The sequence below is a fragment of the Streptomyces sp. ITFR-6 genome (assembly GCF_031844725.1).
Classification (GTDB): Bacteria; Actinomycetota; Actinomycetes; order Streptomycetales; family Streptomycetaceae; genus Streptomyces.
This window is the reverse complement of sequence record NZ_CP134612.1, coordinates 6,099,630-6,123,422: the sequence shown is the minus strand read 5'-3', so window position 1 is coordinate 6,123,422 and position 23,793 is coordinate 6,099,630. Positions and strand designations below refer to the sequence as shown.

The 23,793-nt window shown below is 71.4% G+C and carries 21 protein-coding genes and 1 pseudogene; 11 read left to right on the top strand and 11 right to left on the bottom strand.

Annotated elements, in window-relative coordinates:
• Positions 1–82: 82 nt before the first annotated feature.
• On the bottom strand, positions 83–910 hold the full coding sequence (locus tag RLT59_RS27955; protein WP_311307887.1) for an IclR family transcriptional regulator: 828 nt from the start codon (positions 908–910) through the stop codon (positions 83–85).
• Between the two features lie 156 nt (positions 911–1,066).
• Between RLT59_RS27955 and RLT59_RS27950 the strand changes: the two genes are divergently transcribed.
• Genes RLT59_RS27950 through RLT59_RS27940 form a run of 3 tightly spaced genes read left to right on the top strand, consistent with a single transcriptional unit; the run spans position 1,067 to position 4,742 of the window.
• Positions 1,067–2,020, top strand: a complete 954-nt coding sequence (locus RLT59_RS27950) for a DUF1177 domain-containing protein (RefSeq protein WP_311305938.1) — start codon at positions 1,067–1,069, stop codon at positions 2,018–2,020.
• Entirely contained in the window at positions 2,020–3,417 is a 1,398-nt protein-coding gene (locus RLT59_RS27945) for a cytosine permease (RefSeq protein WP_311305937.1), read from the top strand. The genes RLT59_RS27950 and RLT59_RS27945 overlap by 1 nt, the downstream gene beginning before the upstream one ends.
• Positions 3,414–4,742 (top strand): M20/M25/M40 family metallo-hydrolase, encoded by a 1,329-nt coding sequence (locus tag RLT59_RS27940; RefSeq protein ID WP_311305936.1) that lies wholly within the window; start codon positions 3,414–3,416, stop codon positions 4,740–4,742. The genes RLT59_RS27945 and RLT59_RS27940 overlap by 4 nt, the downstream gene beginning before the upstream one ends.
• Before the next feature lie 12 nt (positions 4,743–4,754).
• On the opposite strand, the pseudogene RLT59_RS27935 reads toward RLT59_RS27940, so the two are convergent.
• Together RLT59_RS27935 and RLT59_RS27930 are read right to left on the bottom strand one after the other, a co-directional pair.
• Positions 4,755–6,122 (bottom strand): annotated as a pseudogene (locus tag RLT59_RS27935) (IS200/IS605 family accessory protein TnpB-related protein); the annotation flags it as partial.
• Positions 6,123–6,153: 31 nt separating this feature from the next.
• On the bottom strand, positions 6,154–7,359 hold the full coding sequence (locus tag RLT59_RS27930; RefSeq protein WP_311307886.1) for an IS256 family transposase: 1,206 nt from the start codon (positions 7,357–7,359) through the stop codon (positions 6,154–6,156).
• 1,415 nt (positions 7,360–8,774) lie between these two features.
• Here RLT59_RS27930 and RLT59_RS27920 point away from each other — a divergent pair.
• From RLT59_RS27920 to RLT59_RS27905, 4 genes are all read left to right on the top strand, one after another.
• Positions 8,775–9,362: a class I SAM-dependent methyltransferase gene (locus RLT59_RS27920; protein ID WP_311307885.1), complete on the top strand. Its 588-nt coding sequence runs from the start codon at positions 8,775–8,777 to the stop codon at positions 9,360–9,362.
• Between the two features lie 63 nt (positions 9,363–9,425).
• The gene (locus RLT59_RS27915) at positions 9,426–10,364 is read left to right on the top strand and encodes an N-acetylmuramoyl-L-alanine amidase (RefSeq protein WP_311305935.1); all 939 of its coding nucleotides are present in this window, start codon (positions 9,426–9,428) and stop codon (positions 10,362–10,364) included.
• A 220-nt stretch (positions 10,365–10,584) separates the two neighbouring features.
• Entirely contained in the window at positions 10,585–11,388 is an 804-nt protein-coding gene (locus RLT59_RS27910; protein WP_311305934.1) for a DUF5336 domain-containing protein, read from the top strand.
• 122 nt (positions 11,389–11,510) lie between these two features.
• Entirely contained in the window at positions 11,511–12,521 is a 1,011-nt protein-coding gene (locus RLT59_RS27905) for an LLM class F420-dependent oxidoreductase (RefSeq protein ID WP_311305933.1), read from the top strand.
• A gap of 6 nt (positions 12,522–12,527) precedes the next feature.
• On the opposite strand, the gene RLT59_RS27900 is transcribed toward RLT59_RS27905, so the two are convergent.
• Positions 12,528–13,328 carry an SAM-dependent methyltransferase gene (locus tag RLT59_RS27900; protein ID WP_311305932.1) on the bottom strand — a complete coding sequence of 267 codons (801 nt, stop codon included), beginning with the start codon at positions 13,326–13,328 and terminating at the stop codon, positions 12,528–12,530.
• A gap of 175 nt (positions 13,329–13,503) precedes the next feature.
• A complete protein-coding gene (locus RLT59_RS27895) occupies positions 13,504–14,427 on the bottom strand; it encodes an SDR family NAD(P)-dependent oxidoreductase (protein ID WP_311305930.1) in 924 nt (307 codons plus the stop codon).
• A gap of 100 nt (positions 14,428–14,527) precedes the next feature.
• On the opposite strand from RLT59_RS27895, the gene RLT59_RS27890 reads away from it, so the two are divergent.
• The gene (locus tag RLT59_RS27890; RefSeq protein ID WP_311305929.1) at positions 14,528–15,193 is read left to right on the top strand and encodes a TetR/AcrR family transcriptional regulator; all 666 of its coding nucleotides are present in this window, start codon (positions 14,528–14,530) and stop codon (positions 15,191–15,193) included.
• A gap of 21 nt (positions 15,194–15,214) precedes the next feature.
• Here the strand turns inward: RLT59_RS27890 and RLT59_RS27885 are convergent, their stop codons facing one another.
• From RLT59_RS27885 to RLT59_RS27875, 3 genes are all read right to left on the bottom strand, one after another.
• Positions 15,215–16,261 (bottom strand): PHP domain-containing protein, encoded by a 1,047-nt coding sequence (locus RLT59_RS27885; protein WP_311305928.1) that lies wholly within the window; start codon positions 16,259–16,261, stop codon positions 15,215–15,217.
• Between the two features lie 75 nt (positions 16,262–16,336).
• Positions 16,337–17,116, bottom strand: coding sequence for a maleylpyruvate isomerase family mycothiol-dependent enzyme (locus tag RLT59_RS27880; RefSeq protein ID WP_311305927.1), 780 nt, complete (start codon positions 17,114–17,116; stop codon positions 16,337–16,339).
• 40 nt (positions 17,117–17,156) lie between these two features.
• Positions 17,157–17,714, bottom strand: a complete 558-nt coding sequence (locus RLT59_RS27875) for a hypothetical protein (RefSeq protein WP_311305926.1) — start codon at positions 17,712–17,714, stop codon at positions 17,157–17,159.
• Between the two features lie 140 nt (positions 17,715–17,854).
• On the opposite strand from RLT59_RS27875, the gene RLT59_RS27870 reads away from it, so the two are divergent.
• Positions 17,855–18,145, top strand: coding sequence for a hypothetical protein (locus RLT59_RS27870; protein WP_311305925.1), 291 nt, complete (start codon positions 17,855–17,857; stop codon positions 18,143–18,145).
• Positions 18,146–18,158: 13 nt separating this feature from the next.
• Here RLT59_RS27870 and RLT59_RS27865 read toward each other — a convergent pair whose 3' ends face one another.
• The 3 genes from RLT59_RS27865 to RLT59_RS27855 all read right to left on the bottom strand — a co-directional run bounded on the left by RLT59_RS27865 (position 18,159) and on the right by RLT59_RS27855 (position 21,414).
• A complete protein-coding gene (locus RLT59_RS27865) occupies positions 18,159–19,232 on the bottom strand; it encodes a prenyltransferase (RefSeq protein WP_311305924.1) in 1,074 nt (357 codons plus the stop codon).
• Entirely contained in the window at positions 19,229–20,005 is a 777-nt protein-coding gene (locus RLT59_RS27860; protein ID WP_311305923.1) for a class I SAM-dependent methyltransferase, read from the bottom strand. Before RLT59_RS27860 ends, RLT59_RS27865 begins: the two co-directional genes overlap by 4 nt.
• A gap of 68 nt (positions 20,006–20,073) precedes the next feature.
• The gene (locus RLT59_RS27855) at positions 20,074–21,414 is read right to left on the bottom strand and encodes a glycosyltransferase family 4 protein (protein WP_311305922.1); all 1,341 of its coding nucleotides are present in this window, start codon (positions 21,412–21,414) and stop codon (positions 20,074–20,076) included.
• Between the two features lie 230 nt (positions 21,415–21,644).
• Here RLT59_RS27855 and RLT59_RS27850 point away from each other — a divergent pair, with 230 nt between their 5' ends.
• Both RLT59_RS27850 and RLT59_RS27845 read left to right on the top strand, forming a co-directional pair.
• Positions 21,645–22,256, top strand: a complete 612-nt coding sequence (locus RLT59_RS27850; RefSeq protein WP_311305921.1) for a TetR family transcriptional regulator — start codon at positions 21,645–21,647, stop codon at positions 22,254–22,256.
• Between the two features lie 330 nt (positions 22,257–22,586).
• On the top strand, positions 22,587–23,768 hold the full coding sequence (locus RLT59_RS27845; RefSeq protein WP_311305920.1) for a sensor histidine kinase: 1,182 nt from the start codon (positions 22,587–22,589) through the stop codon (positions 23,766–23,768).
• The last annotated feature ends 25 nt before the right edge of the window (positions 23,769–23,793 follow it).

Genomic DNA, 23,793 nt, shown 5'->3' with positions numbered 1-23,793 from the left:
CTCTTGGGTCAGGTCGTGCGGGTGATACGGGTCCGGCCGCCGGTCGGGTGGTGCGGGGGCCGACGGCCGGTCCGGTCGTGCGTCAGGTAGTGCGGCGGGAGCGGGGTTTGGGGCGCTGCGGTGGATGGGTGAGGCGCTTCTCCAGCAGGTCGGCCGCCTTGCGCAGCGCGTCGAGCCGGTTCTCCGGCGCCCCCTCGAACCGTTCCTTCGCGCCGCCCAGACTGAGACTTCCGTACGGTTCGCGTCCGAGGAAGACCGGTACGGCAACGGTCGCGATGCCGGCGTCGTACTCACCGACCGTCCAGGCGTAGCCCTGGGCGCGCACCTTCAGCAGCTCCCCCTCCAGCAGATCCGGATCGGTCACCGTCCGGTCCGTGAACCGGGCCATCGGGCGGCCCCGGAAGAGCCGGTGGCGCTGCTCGTCCGGCAGGTAGGCGTAGTACGACTTGCTGGTCGCCCCGGCGTGCGCCGGATAGAGCTCACCGACCAGCGGGTAGTAGCGCAGCGGCCCCGTCTCGCCCTCCTCCGCGGCCACGCACCGCATGTGGAAGCTGTCCGGCAGGCAGAACAGCACGGTGTCGCCGGTGACCCGGCGCAGCTCCTCCAGGACGGGTCCGGCGAGCAGCTCCAGCGATCCGGAGCGCTCCCAGAGCCTGCCCAGGCGCAGCACGGCGGGGCCGATGCGGTAGCGGCGGGTGGCCGGGTCGGAGACCAGGAAGCCCCGGCCCGCGAGGGTGGCGAGCAGCCGCTGGGCCACCGAGGTGTCCCAGCCGAACTCCTCCGCGACCTCGGTGACACCCCAGTCAGGTCTGGTCCGCTCGAACGCGAGCAGCACGAGGAGCGCCCGGTCGACGGTTTGCAGGGCACCGGCCGGGGTCCGCCGGTCCAGATCGAAGTCCGCCATCGTCATTTCACCCATCTCACCATTCAGACCTGAATTGCAGATAACGGGAAACAGTTGCGTTCAACGCTATCCGATCCCGAATCTGCTCTCAGCACCCCGTCCGGCGTCCCACTCCCTGCCGGGCGCCGGACGGGTGTGATGGATGCGCGAGAAAGGCCCCCCATGTTGAAGTACGTACTGGACATCGTCGACCTCCTCGACGACCCGCAGGCCAATGGGAAGACGGTCGTCGAGTACCTCGACTCCGTGGCTGGGGCCGAGGGATCGTCCGCCGAGGTCACCACCGTGGCCGGTGAGCGCGGCTCGACGGACTTCGTGATGGTCCGCGTCCCCGGCTCCCGGGGACGCACCGCCGGCGGCACCGCCCGCACCCTCGGTGTGGTCGGCCGGCTCGGCGGCATCGGCGCCCGGCCCGAGATGACCGGCATGGTCTCCGACGCCGACGGAGCCGTCTCCGCCGTCGCCACCGCCGCGAAGCTGCTCGACATGCGCCGCCGGGGCGATGTGCTGCCCGGCGATGTGATCGTCGCCACCCACATCTGCCCGGACGCGCCGACCGAGCCGCACGACCCGGTGCCGTTCATGGGCTCGCCCGTGGACATCGCCACCATGAACCGCCACGAGGTGACCGACGCCATGGAGGCCGTGCTCTCCATCGACACCACCAAGGGCAACCGCATCATCAACCACAAGGGCCTCGCCCTGTCGCCCACCGTCAAGGAGGGCTGGGTGCTCCGGGTCAGCGAGCAGCTCGGCGAGCTGCTGGCCGTGGTGACCGGTGAGCCGTTGGTCACGTACCCCGTGACCACGCAGGACATCACCCCGTACGGTAATGGGGCACACCACATCAATTCGATCCTCCAGCCCGCCACCGCCACGGCCGCTCCCGTGGTCGGCCTCGCGGTCACCTCGGCCGCCGCGGTGCCGGGCTGCCAGACGGGCGCGAGTCACGAGGGCGACATCGCCTCCGCCGCCCGCTACGCCGTGGAGGTCGCCAAGGCCTACGGCGCGGGCCACCTGGACTTCCACGACGCGGTGGAGTTCGACAACCTCGTCAACCGCTACGGGTCGCTGTCCCACCTGCAGACCCTCGGCCGCACACCCCAGGAGTCCTGATGGCTGCCGCCCCTCCGGCCGACGCCGCGGTCAACGAGACCAAGAGCATCGGCAGCGACGACTACTCGCTCTCGCGCGTCCCGCGCGACAAGCGGTTCGGCTTCTGGTCCATGCTGCTCCAGTGGCTGGCCCAGTCCGGCTCGATCTCGCAGTTCACGCTCGGCGCCACCATCGGCGTCGGCATGACCTTCGGCAACGCCTTCCTCGCCTTCACGCTCGGCGCGGTGATCCTGGAGATCGTGATCTTCGCGATCGGCCTGGCCGGTATGCGCGAGGGCCTCGCGACCCCGATGCTGACCCGCTGGGTGGGCTTCGGCCGCAACGGCTCCGCGCTGGTCAGCTTCGTCATCGCGGTCAGCCTGGTCGGCTGGTTCGGCGTCCAGAACACGATCTTCGGTGACAGCGTCTCGGCGCTGGTCGGCGGACCGTCCTGGATGTGGTGCGTGCTGGCGGGCACCGCCATCACCGCCCTGGTGATCTTCGGCTTCAAGTACATGGCCAACTTCGCGAAGATCGTCACGCCGCTGTTCTTCGCGATGGTCGCCTTCTCCGTCATCCGGACCCTGAGCGACCACTCGTTCAGCGACCTGATCCACTCGCCGCCGCCCGGCGACACGATCCCCCTCGCCGTCGCCGCCACCGCCATCGCGGGCGGCTACATGACCGGCGCGATCGTCTCCCCCGAGATGACCCGCTACAACCGCAGGGGCTCGCACGTCTTCCTGCAGAGCGCCTCCTCGATGATCCTCTCCGAGTACATCGTCGGACTGACCGGTGTGCTGCTGGGTCACCTGGTGAAGAGCAACGAGGTCTCGCACATCGTGCTCTCCACCTCCGGCGCCTTCGGTGTGGTCGTGGTCCTGATGTCCACCGCCAAGATCAACGACTGGAACCTGTACGGCTCCTCGCTCGGCGTCGTCAACTTCTTCCAGGTCGTCTTCGGCAAGCGCGTCCACCGCGGCGCGGTCACCATCGTCCTCGGCATCGCCGGCACGCTCCTGTCCGCGGTCGGGATCATGACGCACTTCACCGAGTTCCTCACGATCCTCGGGGTCGCCATCCCGCCGATCGGCGGCATCATCGTGGCCGAGTACTGGGTCGTGAAGAGGATGCGCAAGCCGCTGGACGACACCCGGGAATCCGAGACGCTGCCGAAGACCTCGCCGACCTGGGTGCCGATGTCCATCGTCATCTGGATCGTGGCCTTCTGCGTCGGCAAGTTCTACGACGGCGGCATCCCGGCCCTGAACTCGCTGGCCACCGCCTTCGTCCTGTACTGCGTGCTCGGCCTGCTGGGCTGGGTGAAGCCGTACGGCACCTCCACCCTGGACGACGAGGGCGGCGCGGACGACGCGGCCCCCGACGCCCGCACCAGCACCCCCGTGGGAGCAGCATGAGCACCATCGAACCCACCGCACCCCTGGTCCCCGCCTCGGACGAGGCACAGGCCGAGGTCGTCGACCTCTGCGCCGAACTGATCAGGTTCGACACCTCCAACCCCACCAGCAACGAGCGCGCCAGTGCCGACTGGGTGGTGGGCCGCCTCGCGGAGGTGGGCATCGACTCGGAGCTCATCGAGTCCGCGCCGGGCCGGGCCAGCGTCATCGCCCGGATCGCCGGCCGCGACCCGGAGCGCGGCGCGCTGATGGTCCACGGCCATCTGGACGTGGTCCCCGCCGACGCCTCCGAATGGCAGGTGCCGCCGTTCTCCGGCGAGACCCGGGACGGCTACCTGTGGGGCCGGGGCGCGATCGACATGAAGGACACGGTGGCCGTCATGCTGGCCACCGCCCGGCACTTCGCCCGCACCGGCACCAAGCCCGCCCGCGATCTGGTCCTGGCCTTCCTCGCGGACGAGGAGGCGGGCGGCAAGTTCGGCGCCCACTGGCTCGTCGAGCACCGCCCGGAGCTGTTCGCCGGGGTCACGGAGGCGATCGGTGAGGGCGGCGGGTTCTCCTTCGCCCTCGACGACACCCGGCGCCTCTACCCGATCGAGAACGCCCAGCGCGGCATGGCCTGGATGGAGCTCACCGCCACCGGCCGGGCCGGCCACGGCTCCTCGCCCAACGACGAGAACGCGGTCACCGACCTCGCGGAGTCGCTGACCCGGATCGGCCGCGAGACCTTCCCGATCCGGCTGATCGAACCCGTCCGCGCGCTGCTCGAAGAGGCCGCCCGGCTCTACGGTGTCGAGTTCGACGAGAACGACATCGAGGGCAGCCTCGCGAAACTCGGCCCGGTCTCCGACTTCATGCAGGTGGTGCTCCGCAACTCCGCGAACCCCACCATGTTCAACGCCGGTTACCAGACCAACGTGATCCCCGGGAAGGCCACCGCGCGCGTCGACGGCCGCTTCCTGCCCGGCCACGAGCAGGAGCTGATCGACACCATCGACAGGCTGCTCCTCCCCTCGGTGAGCCGCGAGTGGGTCAACCACGACATCGCGATGGAGACCACCTTCGACGGCCCGCTCGTCGACGCCATGTGCGACGCGGTGCGCGCCGAGGACCCGGACGGCCACCCGGTGCCGTACTGCAACCCCGGCGGTACGGACGCCAAGGCCTTCACCCACCTGGGCATCCGCTGCTTCGGCTTCAAGGGTCTGAAGCTGCCGCACGACCTGGACTACGGCCGCCTCTTCCACGGCGTGGACGAGCGCGTCCCGCTGGAGGGACTGCGCTTCGGCGTCCGCGTCATGACCCGACTCTGGCAGAGCTGCTGACCGTTCATAGCCAGTTTGCACGAGTGAGTCCTGGACCCACTCGTGCGTTCTGGGCGCATCCCGAACGGTTTTGGGTGCGCTGGGTTGCCGCTTTCTCGTCCCGCTCGGTGGCACGTCTCCAGGGGCGGGGTCCGTTGCGGGTGGGCGGGTTCCCTCACGCCTTCGTGTACCTGGTTCGACCTGGACGGTCCGATGCCCCACAGCATCACTCCGGTGCTGTGGGGGCGGTGTCGTCCGACGCCGGATCGGGTGTCCGAGGGCGCGTCGCCCGATCGCGATACCGGCGGCATCGTGACGGGACATTCTGCGACGGGGAGTGGTCAGCGGTTTCTGCCAGTGCTGACCACCCCACATCGAGGTATAGGCCGGGTCGACCGCGACGATCGCCAGGCCATACTCGGCGGCCATGGAGACCAGCCGCGCTTTGAGATTCCCGGTAGGGATGCCGGAGATCAGCTGCCGGAAGCGTTTCCGGCGGCCGTGCTTCTCCCTCGTCTTGTCCGCGCTGAAGTCAAGGTCCTCGACCGCAATCGCGGTGACGTTTGTCTGTCTGGCCCAGTGCAGGAGCTGGGTGAGGGCGTGGCGGAGTTGCGCGTCACGGTGTGGTGCGGTGCCGGTCAGGTCGTAGCCGAAACGACGGGGCTCCCCGACAGGGTTACCGTGCGGGTCGAGCAGGTAGGCGGCGAAGTGATCGGCGTTGGTGTCGACACCGATCACACCCCCGGCCCTGGCCGCCTCCAGCGGGACGGTCTGCACAACCGGGCGTTGCCAGGACGCGGTCGGATACCAGCGGCCCCGGGCGGTGTCGTAGTGGATCCGGTAGGCAACAGCCCCGTTCGCTTCGATGCGGCCGGCCCACTCCACACCACGGTGCGCGAACGCCACCGAGCCGGTGAGGGTGTAGCGCCCGTGCTTGGCATTGGCCAGGTGAGCAAGCGGGGCCGGGAGCTTGATGCTGACCTCACCGGCCGGGGTGACGCGGATCGTCTCGTTCCCGTACCGCTTCCCCGACTCACCGTTCGCTGACAGGAACCAGCGCTCCGCCTCCCACCGCTCCCGCCACTGATCCTCGGTGAGCCAGGCCTCGGCGAGGTGATGGCGGGTGTTGAACAGCCGTTTGCCGCCTCGCACGACACGCACCCGTCCCGCCCGCCAGTCCGCAACCGCAGCAGCGTGCCGGGCCTCCAGGGCTCGGAGGCGGCGCGATTTGCGGAACCACTCGCTCTTGGACAGGTAGCCACCCGGCGCACGCTTCGTGCCCTTCGCCCCGATCGAGAGGGACAGCCGGTGCTTGAGTGTCTTGATCCCGGCTTCCAGAGACCGGATGTGGGCTGCCTGGCAGCGCCGGGCGAGCGCCCACTGGTCGTGGCTAGGGAGTGTCCAGTAAACGGCTGATCCAGTGTTGTTGGGGTCAGTAGGCAGCCGGGGTGAGCCGGCCTTCGAAGGCGATCTGGAAGGCGTTCAGGGGCGCCTTCCAGCGCATGGTCCAGCGCTTGCGGCCCTTGCCGGTCGGGTCCAGGGACATGAGCGCCATGTAGATGCACTTCATAGCCGCGGCCTCGTTGGGGAGGTGCCCGCGGGCCCGAACGGCCTTGCGGGTCCGCGCGTTCACGCTCTCGATCGCGTTGGCCGAGCAGATGACCTTGCGGATCTCGACGTCGAAGGAGAGGAAGGGGACGAACTCGGCCCAGGCGTTCTCCCGGAGCCGGATGACCGCCGGGTACTTCTTGCCCCAGGTTTCCTGGAACTCGCTGAACCGCTCGGTGGCCGCCGCTTCGTTCGGGGCCGTGTGGACGGGCCGGAGCGCCTTGGCGATCTTGTCCCAGTCCTGGCGGGCCGCGTGGCGGAAGCTGTTCCTCAGGAGATGAACTACGCAAGTCTGGACAATTGTCCGGGGCCAGACGGCTTCCACCGCTTCGGGCAGGCCCTTCAACCCGTCGCAGACCAGCATCAGGACGTCTTCCAGGCCCCGGTTCTTCAGGTCCGTGAACACGCTCAGCCAGTACTTCGCGCCCTCGCCGCCGTCACCGGCCCAGATCCCCAAGGTGTCGCGGTGGCCCTCGGCGGTCACGGCCATGACGACGTAGACCGGGCGATTGGCGACGTGCCCGTCCCTGATCTTGACGTTGATGGCGTCCACGAACAGGACCGGATAGACGCGGTCCAGCGGGCGGCTGGCCCATTCCGCCATCCCGTCCATCACGCTGTCGGTGATGGTAGAGATGGTCGCCTTGGACACGCTCGCGCCATAGACCTCGGCCAGGTGCGCGGAGATCTCACCGTGCGTGAGCCCCTTCGCCGACAGCGACAGCACCATCTCGTCCACCCCGGTCAGGCGCCGCTGCCGCTTCTTGACAATGGCTGGCTCGAACGTGCCGGTCACGTCCCGGGGGACCTTCACCTCGACCGGACCGACGTCGGTCAGCACCGTCTTCGCCCGGCTCCCGTTCCTGCTGTTACCACTGCCCCGGCCTTCGGCATCGTGCTTCTCGTAACCGAGGTGATCGGTGATCTCGCCCTCCAGCGCGGACTCCAGGACCCGCTTGGTCAGCTGCTGAAGCAGCCCGCCCTCCCCAGTCAGCTGCAGTCCTTCCGAACGGGCCCGGCTCACGAGCATCGCGACCAACTGCTCATCGCTCGCCGACGCGGCCTCCGCAACCCCCGGCTCGCCGCCCGCTCTCTGCTCGATGGTGGCATCGCTCATCTGGCGTCTCCTTGACCATCGGATCCGCCGTTCATTGAACACTCCCGCACCCGGACGCGATCCTGTCGAACGGCGACATGATCAACGACAACGGCGACGGCAAGGGCCCCGACCACCGCATCGTCTCCGACATCTTCCAGTCGAACCTGAAGCGCAAGGGCATGACCGGCACGAAGGTGCTGCTGTCCAACGGCAACCACGACGACAGCCTCGCCACGATCCGGGCCGGCTATCCGAAGGCCTGGTTCCCCGACTCCGGCGGCGGCTACTACGAGTCGGACGTCAAGGGCGTCCACCTGCACACGGTGAACACCGACACATACGACGGCGACGCCGCGCAGCGCGCCTGGCTGAAGAGCCGGCTGGCCGCGCTCACCACCGCCCCGGGAGCCTCCCGCAAGCCGGTCCTGGTCCAGGGCCACCGGCCGACGACGGGCACCACGATGGACGGCCAGCAGGCCGCCAACCCGGGGCTGGCGGCGGACCTGAGCGCCTTCCCGCAGGCGATCCTCTTCTCCGGCCACTCACACCTCAACACCAACGACGACCGGTCCATGTACCAGGGCGACTTCACCTCCGTCAACGACGGTTCGATGTCGTACGTGGAGGTCGACCACGGCTACCGGATGGTCACCGAGAACGGTCTCGCGGACCGCTTCGAGGCGCCCACCGCGCAGGCGCTGTTCGTCGAGGTCCACAAGGACCGCACCGAGATCGACCGGATCAACATGGCCGCCGACAAGCACGACATCTACACCGGCGGCCAGTGGTCGGCGAGCTGGCAGCCGCCGTACGCGAGCGCCGGCACGCTGAGCGGTCCCGGCTGGACGGTACGGCTGAAGGGCCGCACGAACCAGCAGATCAAGGACAACTTCCGCTACACCTCGGACCGGCGCAACACGGTGGCCCCGAAGTTCACCACCCGCAAGCCCCTGACTGCGGTACGCGGCGCCGGGGGCGGCACGGCGCTGCGGGTCGCGCAGGCGAAGGACGACCAGATGGTCCACCACTACACGGTCGACGTCACGGACACGACGACCGGCGCGAAGGCCGTCTCGTCCAAGGTGCTGTCCGACTTCTACTTCATGCCGCGCCCCAACTCCCTGGACATCCCGGTCACGGGCACGGTGGCCGGTCACCGCTACCGCGGGGGCGCCGCACACCCCCGCGGCCGGACGGACCCCGCGCGCACCTCCGGGCCGGGCGTACGGCACGATGGGGCGCCGTTGACCTGCCCCGTCCCCGTATCCCGCCCCAACTGGAGGAAGCCCGTGGCCGCCGAGCCCAAGCCGGAGATTCTCGCCGCGTTCCAGGCCGCCAAGGGCTTCATGCCGGTGGTGGAGGGGCTGGCCCTGTACGCGGCCGCCGCGGAGGCCGCCGCGCTCGGGCTGCCGCTGCTGGAGGTGGGCACGTACTGCGGGCGCTCCACCATCCTGCTCGCGGACGCCGCCCGCGCCGCGGGGTCCACGGCCCTCACCGTCGACCACCACCGGGGCAGCGAGGAGCAGCAGCCCGGCTGGGAGTACCACGACCCGACCGTGGTGGATCCGGAGGTCGGCCGGATGGACACGCTGCCCACCTTCCGCCGGACGCTGCACGCGGCCGGTCTGGAGGAGCACGTGGTGGCGCTGGTGGGCCGCTCCCCGCAGGTCGCGGCCGTCTGGGGCGGTCCGCTCGGCCTGGTCTTCATCGACGGCGGCCACACCGACGAGCACGCGAACGGCGACTACGAGGGCTGGGCCCCGCACGTCGCCGAGGGCGGGCTGCTGGTGATCCACGACGTGTTCCCGGATCCGGCGCACGGCGGGCAGGCCCCGTACCGGATCTATCTGCGGGCGCTGGCCTCCGGGGCGTTCACCGAGATCTCGGTCACGGACTCGCTGCGGGTCCTGCGGCGCACCGGGCCCGGGATCTGACAGCCGTCAGTGCCGGTCCTGAGGCCTCCGGGCGCCGGGCGGGGCGCCGGATAGCATCGCCGGGTGCGTGACGACAAGAGCGTTCCCCCCACCCCGCGCCGCCCTGCCCTGTTCGCCGCCGCGACGCTGACCGTGCTGTGTCTGAGCGCCACCGGCTGCGGCGGCGGTGACACCGCGCAGGCGAGGCCGGGCCCCGAAGCCGCCTCGCCGTCCTCCGCGACGGCCTCCTCACCGGCCCCGGCCTCCCCCTCTCCGGCGCGCGGCGGCCCGGCGTCCCCCACCGGGCGGAAGCCCGCCCCCTCCACGTCGGCGCCGGGCGCCCCGTCAGGGCCGCTGTCGGGGAAGACGGTCGTGATCGACCCCGGGCACAACCCGCGCAACCACCTGCACACCGCCGAGATCGCCCGCCAGGTCAGCATCGGCACCACGCACAAGGAGTGCGACACCACCGGCACCTCCACCAACGGTGGTTACGCGGAAGCCGAGTTCACCCTCGACGTGGCGCACCGGATGCGCACGCTGCTGAAGGCGCAGGGCGCGAAGGTGGTGCTGAGTCACGACAACGACCGGCCGTTCGGCCCGTGCGTGGACGAACGGGCCCGGATCGGCAACAAGGCCGGGGCCGACGCGGTCGTCTCGGTCCACGCGGACGGATCGGCGGCCGGCAACCGGGGCTTCCATGTGATCCTTCCCGCATCGGTGCGCGGCGGCGGCGCGGACACCTCGAAGATCGTCGGCCCTTCGCGCGATCTCGGTACGCGTATCGCCGGACTCTTCGTCCGGGCTACCGGAAGTGCGCCTTCCAATTACATCGGCGGCAATACCGGACTGGACACCCGCAAGGATCTGGGCGGACTGAATTTGTCCAGCGTGCCCAAAGTCTTCATCGAATGCGGCAATATGCGTGATCCGAAGGACGCGGCCCTGCTCACCAGCGCGAGTTGGCGCCAGAAGGCGGCCCAGGGCATCGCCGACGGCATCAGCAGCTACCTCAACGGGTAGTAAGGGGTGGTTCTGCGATGAATTCAGGGGGATGCCCGGCCAACGTCCGGACAGGGGGCACAACCCGACCGGGCAGACGATAGATTCATCCGTACGATGGGGAGCCGCCCCCGAGCTTCGCGCGATGCCCGCCGTACCGGTGGCAGCGACGACCGCCCCGAAAAGACGACCGACTAAGGACCTTCACGTGAATATCCGCTCCCTCACTCGAGGCGATGGCGTGGTGATCGGAGCAGCGGTCGTGCTGTTCATCGCCTCTTTCCTCGACTACTACTCCTATGGGAACTCCAGCATCGACGCGCCGAGTGCCTGGGATTGGCTGGGCATCGCGATCGGCGTCTACCTGGTCGGGGTGGCCGGCGCGGCACTGATCGTGCTCTCCCGCTCGCAGCCCCAGCCGCGCAAGGTCCTCGGACTGGACCTGGCCGCGTTCGGCGTGGCCGCCACGGTCATCACCGCCTGGCACCTCCTCTGGACGGTCCTCGACCTCGGTTCGTTCGACGCCGGCGCCGGTCTGATTCTCGGCATGATCGCCTCCCTGGTGCTGGCGGGTGCCGCTGTCGCGTCCCCGCTGGTTCCGGCGCTCAAGGCCCCGCTCGCGGGCGCCCCGGAGCCGCATGCCGTGCACCCGCCGTACGGCGGTCACCCGCAGCCCGGCCAGGGTTACGGTTACCCGGGCGCGCAGCAGCCGTCCTTCGGTGGTCAGCAGCCGGGCCAGCCGCAGCCGTACGGTGCCCAGCAGCCCGGCCAGCCCGGTCAGCCCGAGCCGCAGCAGGCGGCCGCGCCGGCCCAGCAGGCCCCGGCGGCCGACGCCGCTCCGGCCGGTGACTTCACCCCGTTCTGGTTCGCGGTTCCGGTGGCCCGTCCGCTGTACGGCGAGGACGGTTCGCCGGCCCCGATCGCCGAACTGGCACCGGGCACCTGGTACCTCGCGGTCGAGCAGCGCGGTGCCGCCCTCATCGCCCAGACCCAGGACGGCCGTCGCGGCGTGCTCCAGGACACCACGGGCATCCAGCGCGGCTGACACCCGGCGCACAGCACCAACGACAGCGGCCCCTTGCCCCTTCCGGGCGGGGGGCCGCTGTCGTACCCTCCGGCTATATCTGATGCGTCGTCAGGTCGTTGGGGATACTGGGAGGCAGCGAAATGCGGCTCGGACTCGCTCTCGGATACTGGGGCCGCGGCCCGGACCCGGCCCAGCTGGACCTCGCCCGCGAGGCCGAGAACCTGGGCTACACCTCGGTGTGGACGTCGGAGGCGTGGGGCTCCGACGCCTTCACCCCGCTGACCTGGATCGCCGCCCGCACCTCCCGCATCCGGCTGGGCACCGCCATCGCGCAGATGGCGGCCCGCACCCCGACCGCGACCGCCATGCACGCGCTGACCCTCGACCACCTCTCCGGCGGCCGGATGATGCTCGGCCTCGGACTCTCCGGACCGCAGGTCGTCGAGGGCTGGTACGGGCGGCCGTTCCCCCGCAGCCCGCTCACCGCGACCCGCGAATACGTCGACGTGGTGCGCCAGGTGCTCGCCCGCGAGGCACCGGTCGCACTGGACGGCCGGTTCCACTCCCACCCGTACAACGGGCCTGACGCCACCGGGCTCGGCAAACCGCTGAAGCCGATCACCCACCCGCTGCGGGCGGACCTCCCGGTGCTGCTCGGCGCGGAGGGGCCGAAGAACATCGCGCAGACCACCCGGATCGCGGACGGCTGGCTCCCCCTGTACTGGTCGCCGCTGCGCCCCGATGTGTACGAGACCTCGCTCACCGGCCTGCGCGACGGGTTCATGATCGCGCCGCTGGCCCGTGCGCAGGTCTGTGACGACGTCGCGGAAGGGCTGCTCCCGGTGAAGGCGATGCTCGGCTTCTACATCGGCGGCATGGGCGCCGCCGCCCGCAACTTCCACGCGGACCTGATGGCGCGGATGGGGTACGCCGAAGAGGCCCGGCGGATTCAGCGGCTCTTCATGGAGGGCCGCAAGCAGGAGGCCGTGCTGGCGGTCCCGGACGCGTTCGCGGACGAGATCTCGCTGATCGGCCCGCGCGAACGGATCGCGGAGCGGCTGGAGTTGTGGCGCGAGGGGCCGGTCACCGACCTGCTGGTGACCGCGCCGGACCCGCACACCCTGCGGGTCCTTGCGGAGCTCAACCAGTGAGCGCCGCTACCGCTTCGCGGCCACGAATCCCCACTGGTCGACCGGCTCACCGACGAGAGGCTCCTCGGGGCGCCACAGGCTGATCGAGCCGAAGCCGGGCTCCACCAGATCGAGTCCGTCCGCGAAGGTCGCCATGATCTCCTTGGGGCGCGAGATATACGGCATGGCGCCGCCAGTGGCGTACTCCTCGGATGCGGCCTCGCTCTCCGGCGTTCCGATGGTGTCGCACTGCATCAGACAGCTGCCGGCGGGCAGCTCGTCCAGGTAGCTGCGGAGCAGCGCCGCCGCCTCGCCCGAGTCCGCGACGTGCCCCAGCGTCGAGAGCAGCATCACGGCCACCGGCTGGTCGAGGTCGAGTGTCCGGGCGGCCTCGCGCAGCACCGTCTTCGCGTCGGTCAGGTCCGCGTGCACGTAGTCCGTCGCCCCTTCGGGCCTGCTGGTCAGCAGGGCACGTGCGTGAGCCAGGACGATCGGGTCGTTGTCGACGTACACGATGCGTGCCGTCGGCTCGACGCCCTGGGCGATCTCGTGCGTCGCGTTCGCCGTCGGCAGACCGGTGCCGAGATCGAGGAACTGCCGTATCCCCGCCTCCCTCGCCAGATAGCGCACCGCACGCGCCTGGAACGCCCGGGAGGCGCGCGCTATGTCGATGATCTGCGGGTACAGCTCCTCCATCGTCGCGCCGAGCCGGCGGTCCACGTCGTAGTTGTCCTTGCCGCCCAGCCAGTAGTTCCACACCCGCGCCGAATGCGGCGTGCCCGTGTCGATTCCGTCCACCGGCGTCCGGATGCCTTGCTCGTCAGTCATCGGCCCTCTTCATATCGCACATCGGCTGCGCGGATGACCCCCGTACCGCGCATGCCCATGCTTTCTCACCGGCAACGTCCGCACCAGCCCGGCAGGGAAGCAACTCCCTTACGCGGCATCGGCGTCCGAGGACCGCCCATGGCGGGGCGGCACCCCGCTCACTCCGGTTGCGGCCTCAGAGGTCCGCCCGCCGGAGGGCCGGCACCGGGAAGGTCACCCCGGTGAGCTCCTCGGAGACGGTCCACAGGCGCTGCTGGACGGCCCGGTCGTGGGAGCCGGGGCTGGAGGTGACCAGCTTCGGACAGCCGCGGATCTGCCCCCGGTTGCCGGGGCCGTAGTACTGGCCACCGCTGACGGCCGGGTCGGTGGCGGCGCGCAGGGTGGGCAGGGCGCCCATCTCGGCCTTCTGCGTGAGCAGCGGTGCGAGCCAGGTGACGGGCAGGCGAAGCGCGGCGGGTGTGTTGCGGACGAGCTCGGTGTTGGACACGCCGGGGTGGGCGGCCACCGCGACTGTCGTGCCGTGCGGCGCGAGCCGGCGCTGCAGTTCGTACGTGAACATCAGGTTGGCGAGTTTGGCCTGGCCGTAGGCGGCGATTCGGCTGTACGAGCGCTCCCACTGCAGGTCGTCGAAGTGGATGGCGGCCCGGATGCGGTGGCCGGTGCTGCTGACCGTGACGACGCGGGAGCCGGGGACGGGCAGGAGCCGGTCGAGCAGCAGGCCGGTCAGGGCGAAGTGGCCGAGGTGGTTGGTGCCGAACTGCAGCTCGAAGCCGTCGGCGGTGGTCTGCTTCGGGGTGTACATCACGCCCGCGTTGTTGATCAGCAGGTCGATGCGCGGGTGCGCGGCGCGCAGGTCGGCCGCCGCGGACCGGACCGATTCCAGGGAGGTCAGGTCCAGGGCCTGCACGGTGACGTCGCCGGTCATGCGCGCGGCCGCCCGCTCGCCCTTCTCGACGTCGCGGACCGCCAGGACCACCGCCGCGCCGCGCTCCGCGAGCATCCGGGCGGTCTCGAAGCCCAGCCCGGTGTTGGCGCCGGTCACGATCGCCACCCGTCCGTGCTGATCGGGTATGTACTGCTGGGTCCAGTTGCCGCTCATGACGCACCCCTAAAGAACCGTCGGTCTGTTACGCGGTCGAACTTAAGAGACCGCCGGTCCCTTGTCAAGGAACCGGCGGTCTCTAAGCTAGCCTGGAGGTGTGGCATTCCAACGGGCACGAAGCGAGGAGCAGCGGGAGATCCGCCGCCGGGCGATCCTGGACACGGCGGGGGCGATGCTGGCCGAGATGCCCGTGGCCGAGGTGAGCCTCAACGAGCTCAGCCGACGGGTGGGCCTGGCCAAGTCGAATGTCCTGCGCTACTTCGAGTCGCGCGAGGCGGTGCTGCTCGAACTGCTGGACGACTTCCTGGGGAGCTGGCTCGTCGACCTGGCGGACGAACTGACCGCCGGCGTCGAGGCGGACGCGGCACCGGAGGTGCGGGCGGACCAGCTGGCCGAGGTCCTCAGCCGGTCACTGGCAGACCGCACCGTGCTGTGCGACCTCTTCGGCGCGCAGGGCGGCGTCCTCGAACACAACGTCTCGGTCGAAGTGATCAAGCGGCACAAGCGTTCCGCCCTCACCCGGCTCACGGACATGACCGGGCTCGTGAGCCGCCACGTGCCCGAACTCGGCGACGGCGCGCAGTCGTTCTGCCTGATGTGCCTGATCTCGGCGGGCGCCCTGTCGGCGTACGTCCCGCCGCCACCCAGCGTCCTCGCCGCCTACGCGGACGAGCCTGCCCTCGGCGTGCTCAACCTGGAACTGCGTGACGCGCTGCGGGTCTCGTTCACCTCAGCACTCCTGGGCGTGCTGCCGCGCGCGTGAACCTTCCGCTCCCCAGCCGGCTCAGGATTCCGCCCGCGCACCGGCCGGGGCCCGGCCCCCGCCCGTCCAGGCCAGCAGTTCGTCCGCCGTCCACGTCGTGATTGTGCGCTCCGCCGGGACGCCGCACTCCTCCGCGCGGGCGCAGCCGTAGGCCTGCCAGTCCAGCTGTCCTGGCGCGTGCGCGTCGGTGTCGACGGCGAACAGGGTGCCCGCCTCGACGGCTTGGCGCAGCAGCCGCCTGGGCGGGTCGAGCCGCTCGGGTCTGCAGTTGATCTCCACCGCCGTGCCCGCCTCCGCGCAGGCGGCGAAGACCTCCTCCCCGTCGAACCGCGACTCCGGGCGGCCCCGGCCGGTGAGCAGCCGGCCGGTGCAGTGCCCGAGGACGTTCGCCCGGGGGTGACGGACGGCGGCGAGGAGGCGCCGGGTCATCGGTCCGGGGTCCATCCGCAGCTTGGAGTGGACGGAGACGACCACCAGATCCAGCCGGTCCAGCAGTTCGTCCTCCTGGTCGAGGGTGCCGTCCAGGTTGATATCGCACTCGATGCCGGTGAGCAGCCGGAACGGCGCCCAGCGCTCGTTGAGTTCGGCCACGACGTCGAGCTGTTCCCGCAGCCGCTCCGGCGAGAGCCCGTTGGCCACCGTCAGCCGGGGCGAGTGGTCGGTGAGCACCGCCCAGTCGTGGCCGAGCTCCGCCGCCGTACGGCCCATCTCCTCGATCGGGCTGCCGCCGTCCGACCAGTCGGAGTGCAGATGGCAGTCGCCGCGCAGCAGCCCGCGCAGCCGCTCGCCGCCCTCCGCGAGCGACCCGTGCTCCCCGGCCTCGGTCTCCAGCCCCTCCAGATAGCCGGGCACCTCCCCGGCGACCGCCTCCCGGATGACCTGCGCGGTCCTGGGGCCGATGCCCTTGACCCGCTCCAGCGTGCCGTTCGTCACCCGCTGGACGGCCTCCCCCTCGCCCATGGCGGCGACGGTGCGGGCGGCCGTGCGGAAGGCCTGTACGCGGTAGGTGCCGGCCCCGCCGCGTTCCAGCAGGAAGGCGATCCGCTCCAGGGCCCTGACCGGGTCCATCGGAACCTCCTCGCCGGACGGGGACGGGCTGCCGTTCCAGCTTGGCGCAGCGGCGCCCGCCCCGCACACCGGCCGTCAGCCGAAGGACGACCGCGCCAGCCAGAAGTCCAGCAGCTCCGCGTCTCCCAGGACCTCGACCCGGTCGCTGTCCGGGGCCAGCCGGCGGTTGAAGACCAGCATCACGTCGGTCAGCGGTCCCCGCAGGGCCACGGTCGCCTTCTCGTGCGCGCGGCGCCAGGTGAAGCCGTCCTCGCCGAACTCGATCAGCCATTCGGCACCGGGAACGTCGGTGGCGTGCAGATGGATGGAGCGCCCGCCGCCGCGCAGCTCCGCCGCCTGCGGGTCGTATCCGGAGCCCACGGCGAAGGCGACGCTGTCCAGCCACTCGTCGATGGTGTCCGCCGCCAGGTCCGGCGCCATCGCGTAGGGCACCTTCGCGGCCAGTGCCGCGTCCGCCTGGTGGACGACGGTCTCGATCGCCATGCGCCGGGCCCAGAATCCGGCGCTGCGGTCCCAGGACCAGGACCAGACCGGCAGCTCCGGCCCCGCCTCCCGCAGCGCTCCGGCGGTCCGCGCCGCCCCCTCTGCCAGCCAGGCGTCCAGCACGTCGGGGCCGTCGCCGTCCGGCGTGAAGTGCGGCACCCGCTCGTTCGGGACCTCCTCCGTGGCCCGGGTGCGCACGATCTCTCCGACCCAGCGGTGGGCGCCGCCGACGTGGACGGCGAGATCGCGCAGCGTCCATTCGGGGCAGGTCGGTACCGTCGCGTCGAGGTCGCCATCGGCCACCGCGGACCTCAACGCGTCGGTCCTCAAGACGATTTCGTCGCAGTAGCGCTCATGGGTGAGAGGGGTCACGACCGCAGCCTAAGTGCAGTCGGGGCAGCCGCCCCAGGAGTTATCCGCCGAGCTGCGAGGTGGACGGGACCTTGTCCTTCACCTCGGCGCCCGCGCTCTTGCCGGCGTCCTTGATGGAGCTGATGACGCTCTCGAAGGCGCCGATGTCGCCCGCTCCCGCCTCGCCCTTGCGGAGCTTGGTGGCCATGCCCTTGAGCGAGGCGATGCCCGCGGTCAGCGGTGCGACGGCCTTCGAGAGGAGCGGGTCGCCCTTGGCGTTCTCGGTGGCGGCCTTGAGCCGGTTGTAGGCGAAGCCGCCCGCGAGCCCGGCCTTGACGAGCGCGAAGGTGCGCCCGTCGGCGCCCTTCTTGAACTTGCCGGCCCGGTACGGCTTGACGACCCACTGGTAGGTGGCGCCCGCGGCCAGCCCGGCGTTGGCGACGAACCGCGTCTTGGCGAACTTCTGCGCCTCGGCCGACGAGGTCCCGGTGGGTGACGCCGAACTGCTGCTCGTCCCGCTGTCGCCGTCGTCGTCGCCGCACGCGGTGGTGCCCATCAGTACGGCGCAGGACAGCAGCAGCGCCATGAGCAGACGGCGGAGCGGAACGGTACGGGGCACGGCGGGCCTCCCTGGCCGGGCACATCACAGCAGGTGCCGGGGCCCGGCACTCCCCTGCAAGGCTGGTGGCGGGCCGGGCGGCCCGCCACCGGGGTAAGCCGTCCGGGTTTCACTCAACCGAAAGCGGCAATCCGCAGTCCATGTCGTACTCAAGAGGCAACGGAAGCAGCACCGCAGCACGTGTCATAGCCGTGGCGGCGGACATCATGGCTTTCATCATCATCCTCTGGATCCTGATGTACCTGCTCGACGCGAACCGGGGCAACGACCTGGTCGAGTTCGTGCGGCACAGCGCACGCTGGCTCGCCGGGTGGTCGTACGACCTGTTCACGTTCGACAAGGCGTGGGCCGACGTCGTCGCCGGTTACGGCCTCGCGGCCGTCGTGTACCTGTTCATCGGGCACGCCGTCGCGGGCCGCATCCGCCGCTGAGGCCGCCTGCCGCTCAGCCGCAGCAGTCCGGCTCCAGCCCCTTCGGCAGCCGCTCCCCGCTGAAGACCGCGGTGGTCGCCTCGTCCCCACCGAGCGCGGCCACCGCCAGCAGCAGCGAACCGGCGGTCCAGGCGGTGCGCTCCTCCGGCCAGAAGGCCCGGTTGCCCTCGAAGACGTACCCCGTCCAGTACATCCCGTCCCCGGCCCGCAGGTGCTGGATCGACTGGAGGATCTCCAGGGCCCGGTCGGACTCGCCCATCACCCAGAGCGCCAGGGCCAGTTCGCAGCTCTCGCCGCCCGTCACCCAGGGGTTGGGCAGCACGCAGCGCACCCCGAGGTCCGGGACGACGAAGCGGTCCCAGCCCTCCTCGATGCGCCGGGTGGCCGCCGGTCCTTCGAGCGCGCCGCCGAGGACCGGGTAGTACCAGTCCATCGAGTAGTGGCTCTTGTCCAGGAAGCGTTCCGGGTGGCTGCGGATCGCGTGGGCGAGCGCGCCGGTGGCCAGCTCCCAGTCGGGCTGCGGCTCCTCGCGGCGTTCCGCGATGGCGAGCGCGCAGCGCAGTGCCTGGTGGATGGAGGAGCAGCCGGTCAGCAGCGCGTCCGTCACCGGGGTGCCGTCGGCCTCCTGCTTCCAGCCGATCTGGCCGCCGGGCTGCTGGAGCCTCAGCACGAACTCGACGGCGGCGAAGACGGTCGGCCACATCCGGTCGACGAACGCGTCGTCGCCGGTGGCCAGGTAGTGGTGCCAGACGCCGACGGCCACGTACGCGCAGAAGTTGGTCTCCAGACCCCGGTCGGTCGGCCGCTGCGGGTCGCCGTCGTGGTAGGCGGCGTACCAGGAGCCGTCGCTGTTCTGGTGGCGGGCCAGCCACTCGTAGGCGCGTTCCGCGGCCTCGTGCTCGCCCGCGGCGTCCAGCGCCATGGCGGCCTCCGTGTGGTCCCACGGGTCGAGGTGGTGGCCCCGGAACCAGGGCAGCGCGCCGTCCTCGCGTTGCACGGCGAGCAGCGCGGCGACGGTCTCGGTGGCCTGCGTGGCGGTGAGCACTCCGGGCAGTACGAGGTGTTCGGTCCGCTCGGGAAGTGTCACGCCTCGGACCTGACGGAGTCGCCGGTCTTCGCCGTGGCGCCGGTGGCCTCGGCGGCGGGCAGGTGCGGCTTGGTCGCGTAGGCGACGAAGCTCTTGCCGACGACCGGGTTGAGCAGCTGCTCCGCGACCCGGGTCGCCATCGGCTTCTTCATGATGTCCCAGACGAGCAGCTTGTGGTACGCCCGTACCGGCAGCGCCTTGTCGTTGTCGACGCCGAAGGCGCACTTCAGCCACCAGTAGGGCGAGTGCAGCGCGTGCGCGTGGTGGGTGCCGTACGGCTTGAGGCCGGCGCCGCGCATCCGGGCGAGCAGCTCCTCTGCCTTGTAGATGCGGATGTGGCCGCCCTCGACCTCGTGGTAGGCGTCGGAGAGCGTCCAGCAGATCTTCTCGGGGCCGTAGCGCGGCACCGTGACGGCGATCCGGCCGCCGGGCCTGAGCACCCGGACCATCTCGGCGAGCACGCCCTTGTCGTCGGGGATGTGCTCCATCACCTCGGAGATGATCACGACGTCGAAGGACTCGTCGGGGAACGGCAGGTTGAGCGCGTCGCCCTCCATCGCGGTGGCGGTGGCGCCCTCGGGGGCCTCCCCCTCCTCCTTCATCGCGGCGAACCACTTCGCGACCTCGCGGATCTCCTCGCCGTTCCGGTCGAGAGCCACCACCTGGGCGCCGCGCCGATAGCACTCGAAGGCGTGGCGTCCGGCGCCGCAGCCCAGGTCGAGCACTCGGTCACCTGCGGCGAGCGGGAAGCGGGTGAAATCCACGGTCAGCACGAATGCCTGCTTTCGCGGTCGGGGTTCGAAGGGGGCGGGACGCCGGGGCGTCCGGGGGCGGTACGGAGTCAGCGGCGGCCGTCGGGCCGGGTGGCGGCACGGGCGGCGATGGCCTCCCGGTAGAGCGCGGCGGTACCGATCGCCGCCTGCTTCCAGGTGAACCGGGCGAGGACCCGGGCGCGGCCCGCCGCCCCGAGCCGCTCGCGCAGCGCGGGGTCGCGGAGCAGCCGGCCCAGCGCGTCGGCCAGCGCCCCGGCGTCGGCGGGCGGCACGGCCAGACAGGTCTCGCCGTCCGGGCCCGCGACCTCGGGGATCGCTCCGCCGGTCGTCGCGACGAGCGGGGTGCCGGTGGCCATGGCCTCGGCGGCGGGCAGCGAAAAGCCCTCGTACAGCGAGGGGACGCAGGCGATCTGGGCGCCGCGCACCAGGTCGACGAGTTCGGCGTCGCTGATGCCCTTGACGAACTCGACGGCGTCCCCGAGCCCGTGCCGCTCGACGGCCTGCGCGACCGGCCCGTCCTCGGCCCGGCGGCCGACGACCACGAGGTGCGCCGCGGGGTTCTCGGTACGGAGCTTGGCGAGCGCCTCGACCAGGTGGACGAGGCCCTTGAGGGGGACGTCGGCGCTGGAGGTGGTGACGATGCGGCCCTCGACCTCTGCGACGGCGGGGTCGGGCGACCACAGCTCCGTGTCGGCGCCGATGTGCACGACGTGGACGCGGCCGGGGTCCACCCCGAGGTGCTCGACGATCTCCTGCTTGGACGAGCCCGAGACGGTGAGCACGGACGGCAGCCGGCGCGCCACCCGCTTCTGCATCCGGGTGAAGGCGTACCAGCGGCGGACGGAGGCGCGGCGGCGGCGGTTCGGCGCGGCGGCCAGGTCGAGCTGCCGGTCGACGGTGATGGGGTGGTGGATGGTGGTGACGAGGGGGGCGCCGAGGTCCGGGAGGAGCCCGTAACCGAGCGTCTGGTTGTCGTGGATGACGTCGAACTCGCCCCGCCTGGCGGCGAGATGGCGTCTGGCCCGCAGGCTGAAGGTGAGCGGCTCGGGGAATCCGCCGGTCCACATGGTGGCGACCTCGGCGGCGTCGATCCAGTCCCGGTACTCGCCGCGCTTCGGGGTGCGGAAGGGGTCCGGCTGCCGGTAGAGGTCCAGGCTCGGCAGTTCGGTGAGCGGGACGCCCTCGTCGAGCACCGGGTAGGGCTGGGCGCCGATGACCTCGACGCTGTGGCCGAGCCGGGCGAGTTCGCGGGCGAGGTGGCGTACGTAGACGCCCTGGCCGCCGCAGAAGGGGTTGCCCTTGTAGGTGAGGAGTGCGATGCGCAGCGGCCGGTCGCCTTCGGAACCTGCCTCCGTGTCCGACGTACCGACGCCCGTACGGGGGCCCGACTCTATGGCCTCAGCGGTCACACTCGGCCCCCTTCTCACTGCGTGTTCGCCGGAGCGTAACCGCTCACGCTAATCTAGAACAAGTTATAGACCGGATCGTTCAATGAGCTACGAATCTACCGGCAGGTAGCGACGGTGCAACGGCCGGATCAGGTGATTCGCGCCACGGCACACACCCTGGCATGCTGTGCGCCGCCGGACCGGCCCTCGCGTCCTCGCGGTCGCGGACAGAAGCCACGGGGATGGGACACATGACAGCGGAAGCCAGACCGGCATCACCGCCCCTGACAGAACGCCAGGAGGCCCGCCGCCGCCGCATCCTGCACGCCAGTGCGCAGCTCGCCAGCAGGGGCGGTTTCGAGGCGGTCCAGATGCGCGAGGTGGCGGAGGCCGCCGGGGTCGCCCTGGGCACCCTGTACCGCTACTTCCCGTCCAAGGTCCACCTGCTGGTCGCCACCATGCAGGACCAGCTCCAGCACATGCACGGCACCCTGCGCAAACGTCCCCCCGCCGGGGCCGACGCGGCGGACCGGGTCGCCGACACCCTGATGCGGGCCTTCCGCGCGATGCAGCGGGAACCGCATCTGGCGGACGCGATGGTGCGCGCGCTGACCTTCGCGGACCGCAGCGTGAGCCCGGAGGTGGACACCGTCTCGCGGCTCACCACGGCGATCATCCTGGACGCGATGGGGCTTGAGCACCCGACGCCGGAGCAGCTCTCGGCCGTCCGGGTGATCGAGCACACCTGGCACTCGGCGCTGATCACCTGGCTGTCCGGCCGGGCGTCGATCGCGCAGGTGAAGATAGACATCGAGACGGTGTGCCGGCTGATCGACGTGACATCACCGGACCCGCCCCGCTGAGCGGCCCGGCCCGGCCTGTGCCCTGTTCCGTGCCGGCCGTCGGGCCGGAGTGCCGTCGGCGCGCGCGATCAAGCTTGAGGACATGGCTGAGTCGCTGCCCTCCATGGCCGTCGGCCGGTGGCGGCCCGGTGTCGGTCCCGCTGTCCGCGCCGGGCGTCGCACGCTCGTGGAATCCCTGTACCTCCTCACCGCGCCGCTGAGCGCGGCCGCCGGTCTGCTGCTCGTGGCCGGCGGCCTGTGTGCCGCAACGGCCGGCTCTCTGGTGCCGAGCGGGTCGCCCGTCGCGGCCCGAGCCCTGGCCGTGGCCCGGTGGCCCGGCGACCTGGAGTGGTGGCGGATCGGCGCGGTGCGCGCCCGGACCGGCGGGGCGGGCGGCGCGGGCCGGCGGCGCGGGCCGGCGGGGCGGGCGGCGCGGGCCGGCGGCGCGGGCCGGCGGGGCGGGCGGCGCGGGCCGGCGGGGCGGGCGGCGCGGGCCGGCGGCCGAGGTCGAAGGGGACGGACGGCGCCGCAGACCCGGAGCTGTGGCTCGACGTGGCGCACGCGGTGCTGGTGCTCCCCGTCGTCCTGGTCACCTCGGCGGTGACGGCGCTGTGGTGGTTCGTGGGGGTCGCGACCGTCACGTACCCCCTGCGCAACGAGGTCGCGCCCGGCTCGCTGCGGCCCATGACCCTGTACGCGGGCAGCGACCGGTCCCATGTCGCGCTGAGCCTGGGCCTGACGTCACCGTCCGGGCGGATCGCGTTCGCCCTCTCGGTCGGCGTGCTGATGCTGTCGTCCCTGCCGCTCGTGACCCGGGCGTGCACCGCCGTACAGTCCGGGCTCGGACAGGCGCTCCTTTCGAACATGTCGGCGCTGCACCGCAGGATCAGCGGACTGGAGCAGGAGCGCGACACCGCCCGCGCGCAGGCCGTCGCGGCGGTGACGGCGGAGACCGCCGCGCTGCGGCGGCTGGAGCGGGACATCCACGACGGGCCCCAGCAGCAGCTGGTCCGGCCGGCGATGGAACTGGGCCGTGCCCAGCACCACTTCGACCGCAGGCCGGAACTGGTCAGGGCCGCGCTCGCGGACGCGGTCCTGCGGACCCAGGAGGCGCTGGACGAACTGCGGGCGCTGTCACGGGGCATCGCCCCGCCGGTCCTCACCGACCGGGGGCTCAGGGAGGCGCTGCGCGCCCTGGCCGCGCGCAGCGTCGTGCCCGCCGAGCTCGACGCCCCCGCGCTGAGCGGCCGGCTGGAGCCCGGCATCGAGACGGCCGCGTACTTCGTGGTCGCCGAGGCCCTGACGAACGTGGCCAAGCACAGCCGGGCCCGCCGGTGCACGGTCGGGCTGCGCCGCACCGGGGGCGTCCTGCGGGTCCGGGTGACGGACGACGGGGTGGGCGGGGCCGCACCGGCCGAGGGACACGGGCTGCTGGGTCTGGCCGACCGGGCGCGGGCGGTCGGCGGCCGGCTGACGGTGGACAGTCCGGAGGGCGGCCCGACGACGGTCACTGCGGAGCTCCCATGCCACTGAACCGGGACGGCGCTGCGCCGGGAGC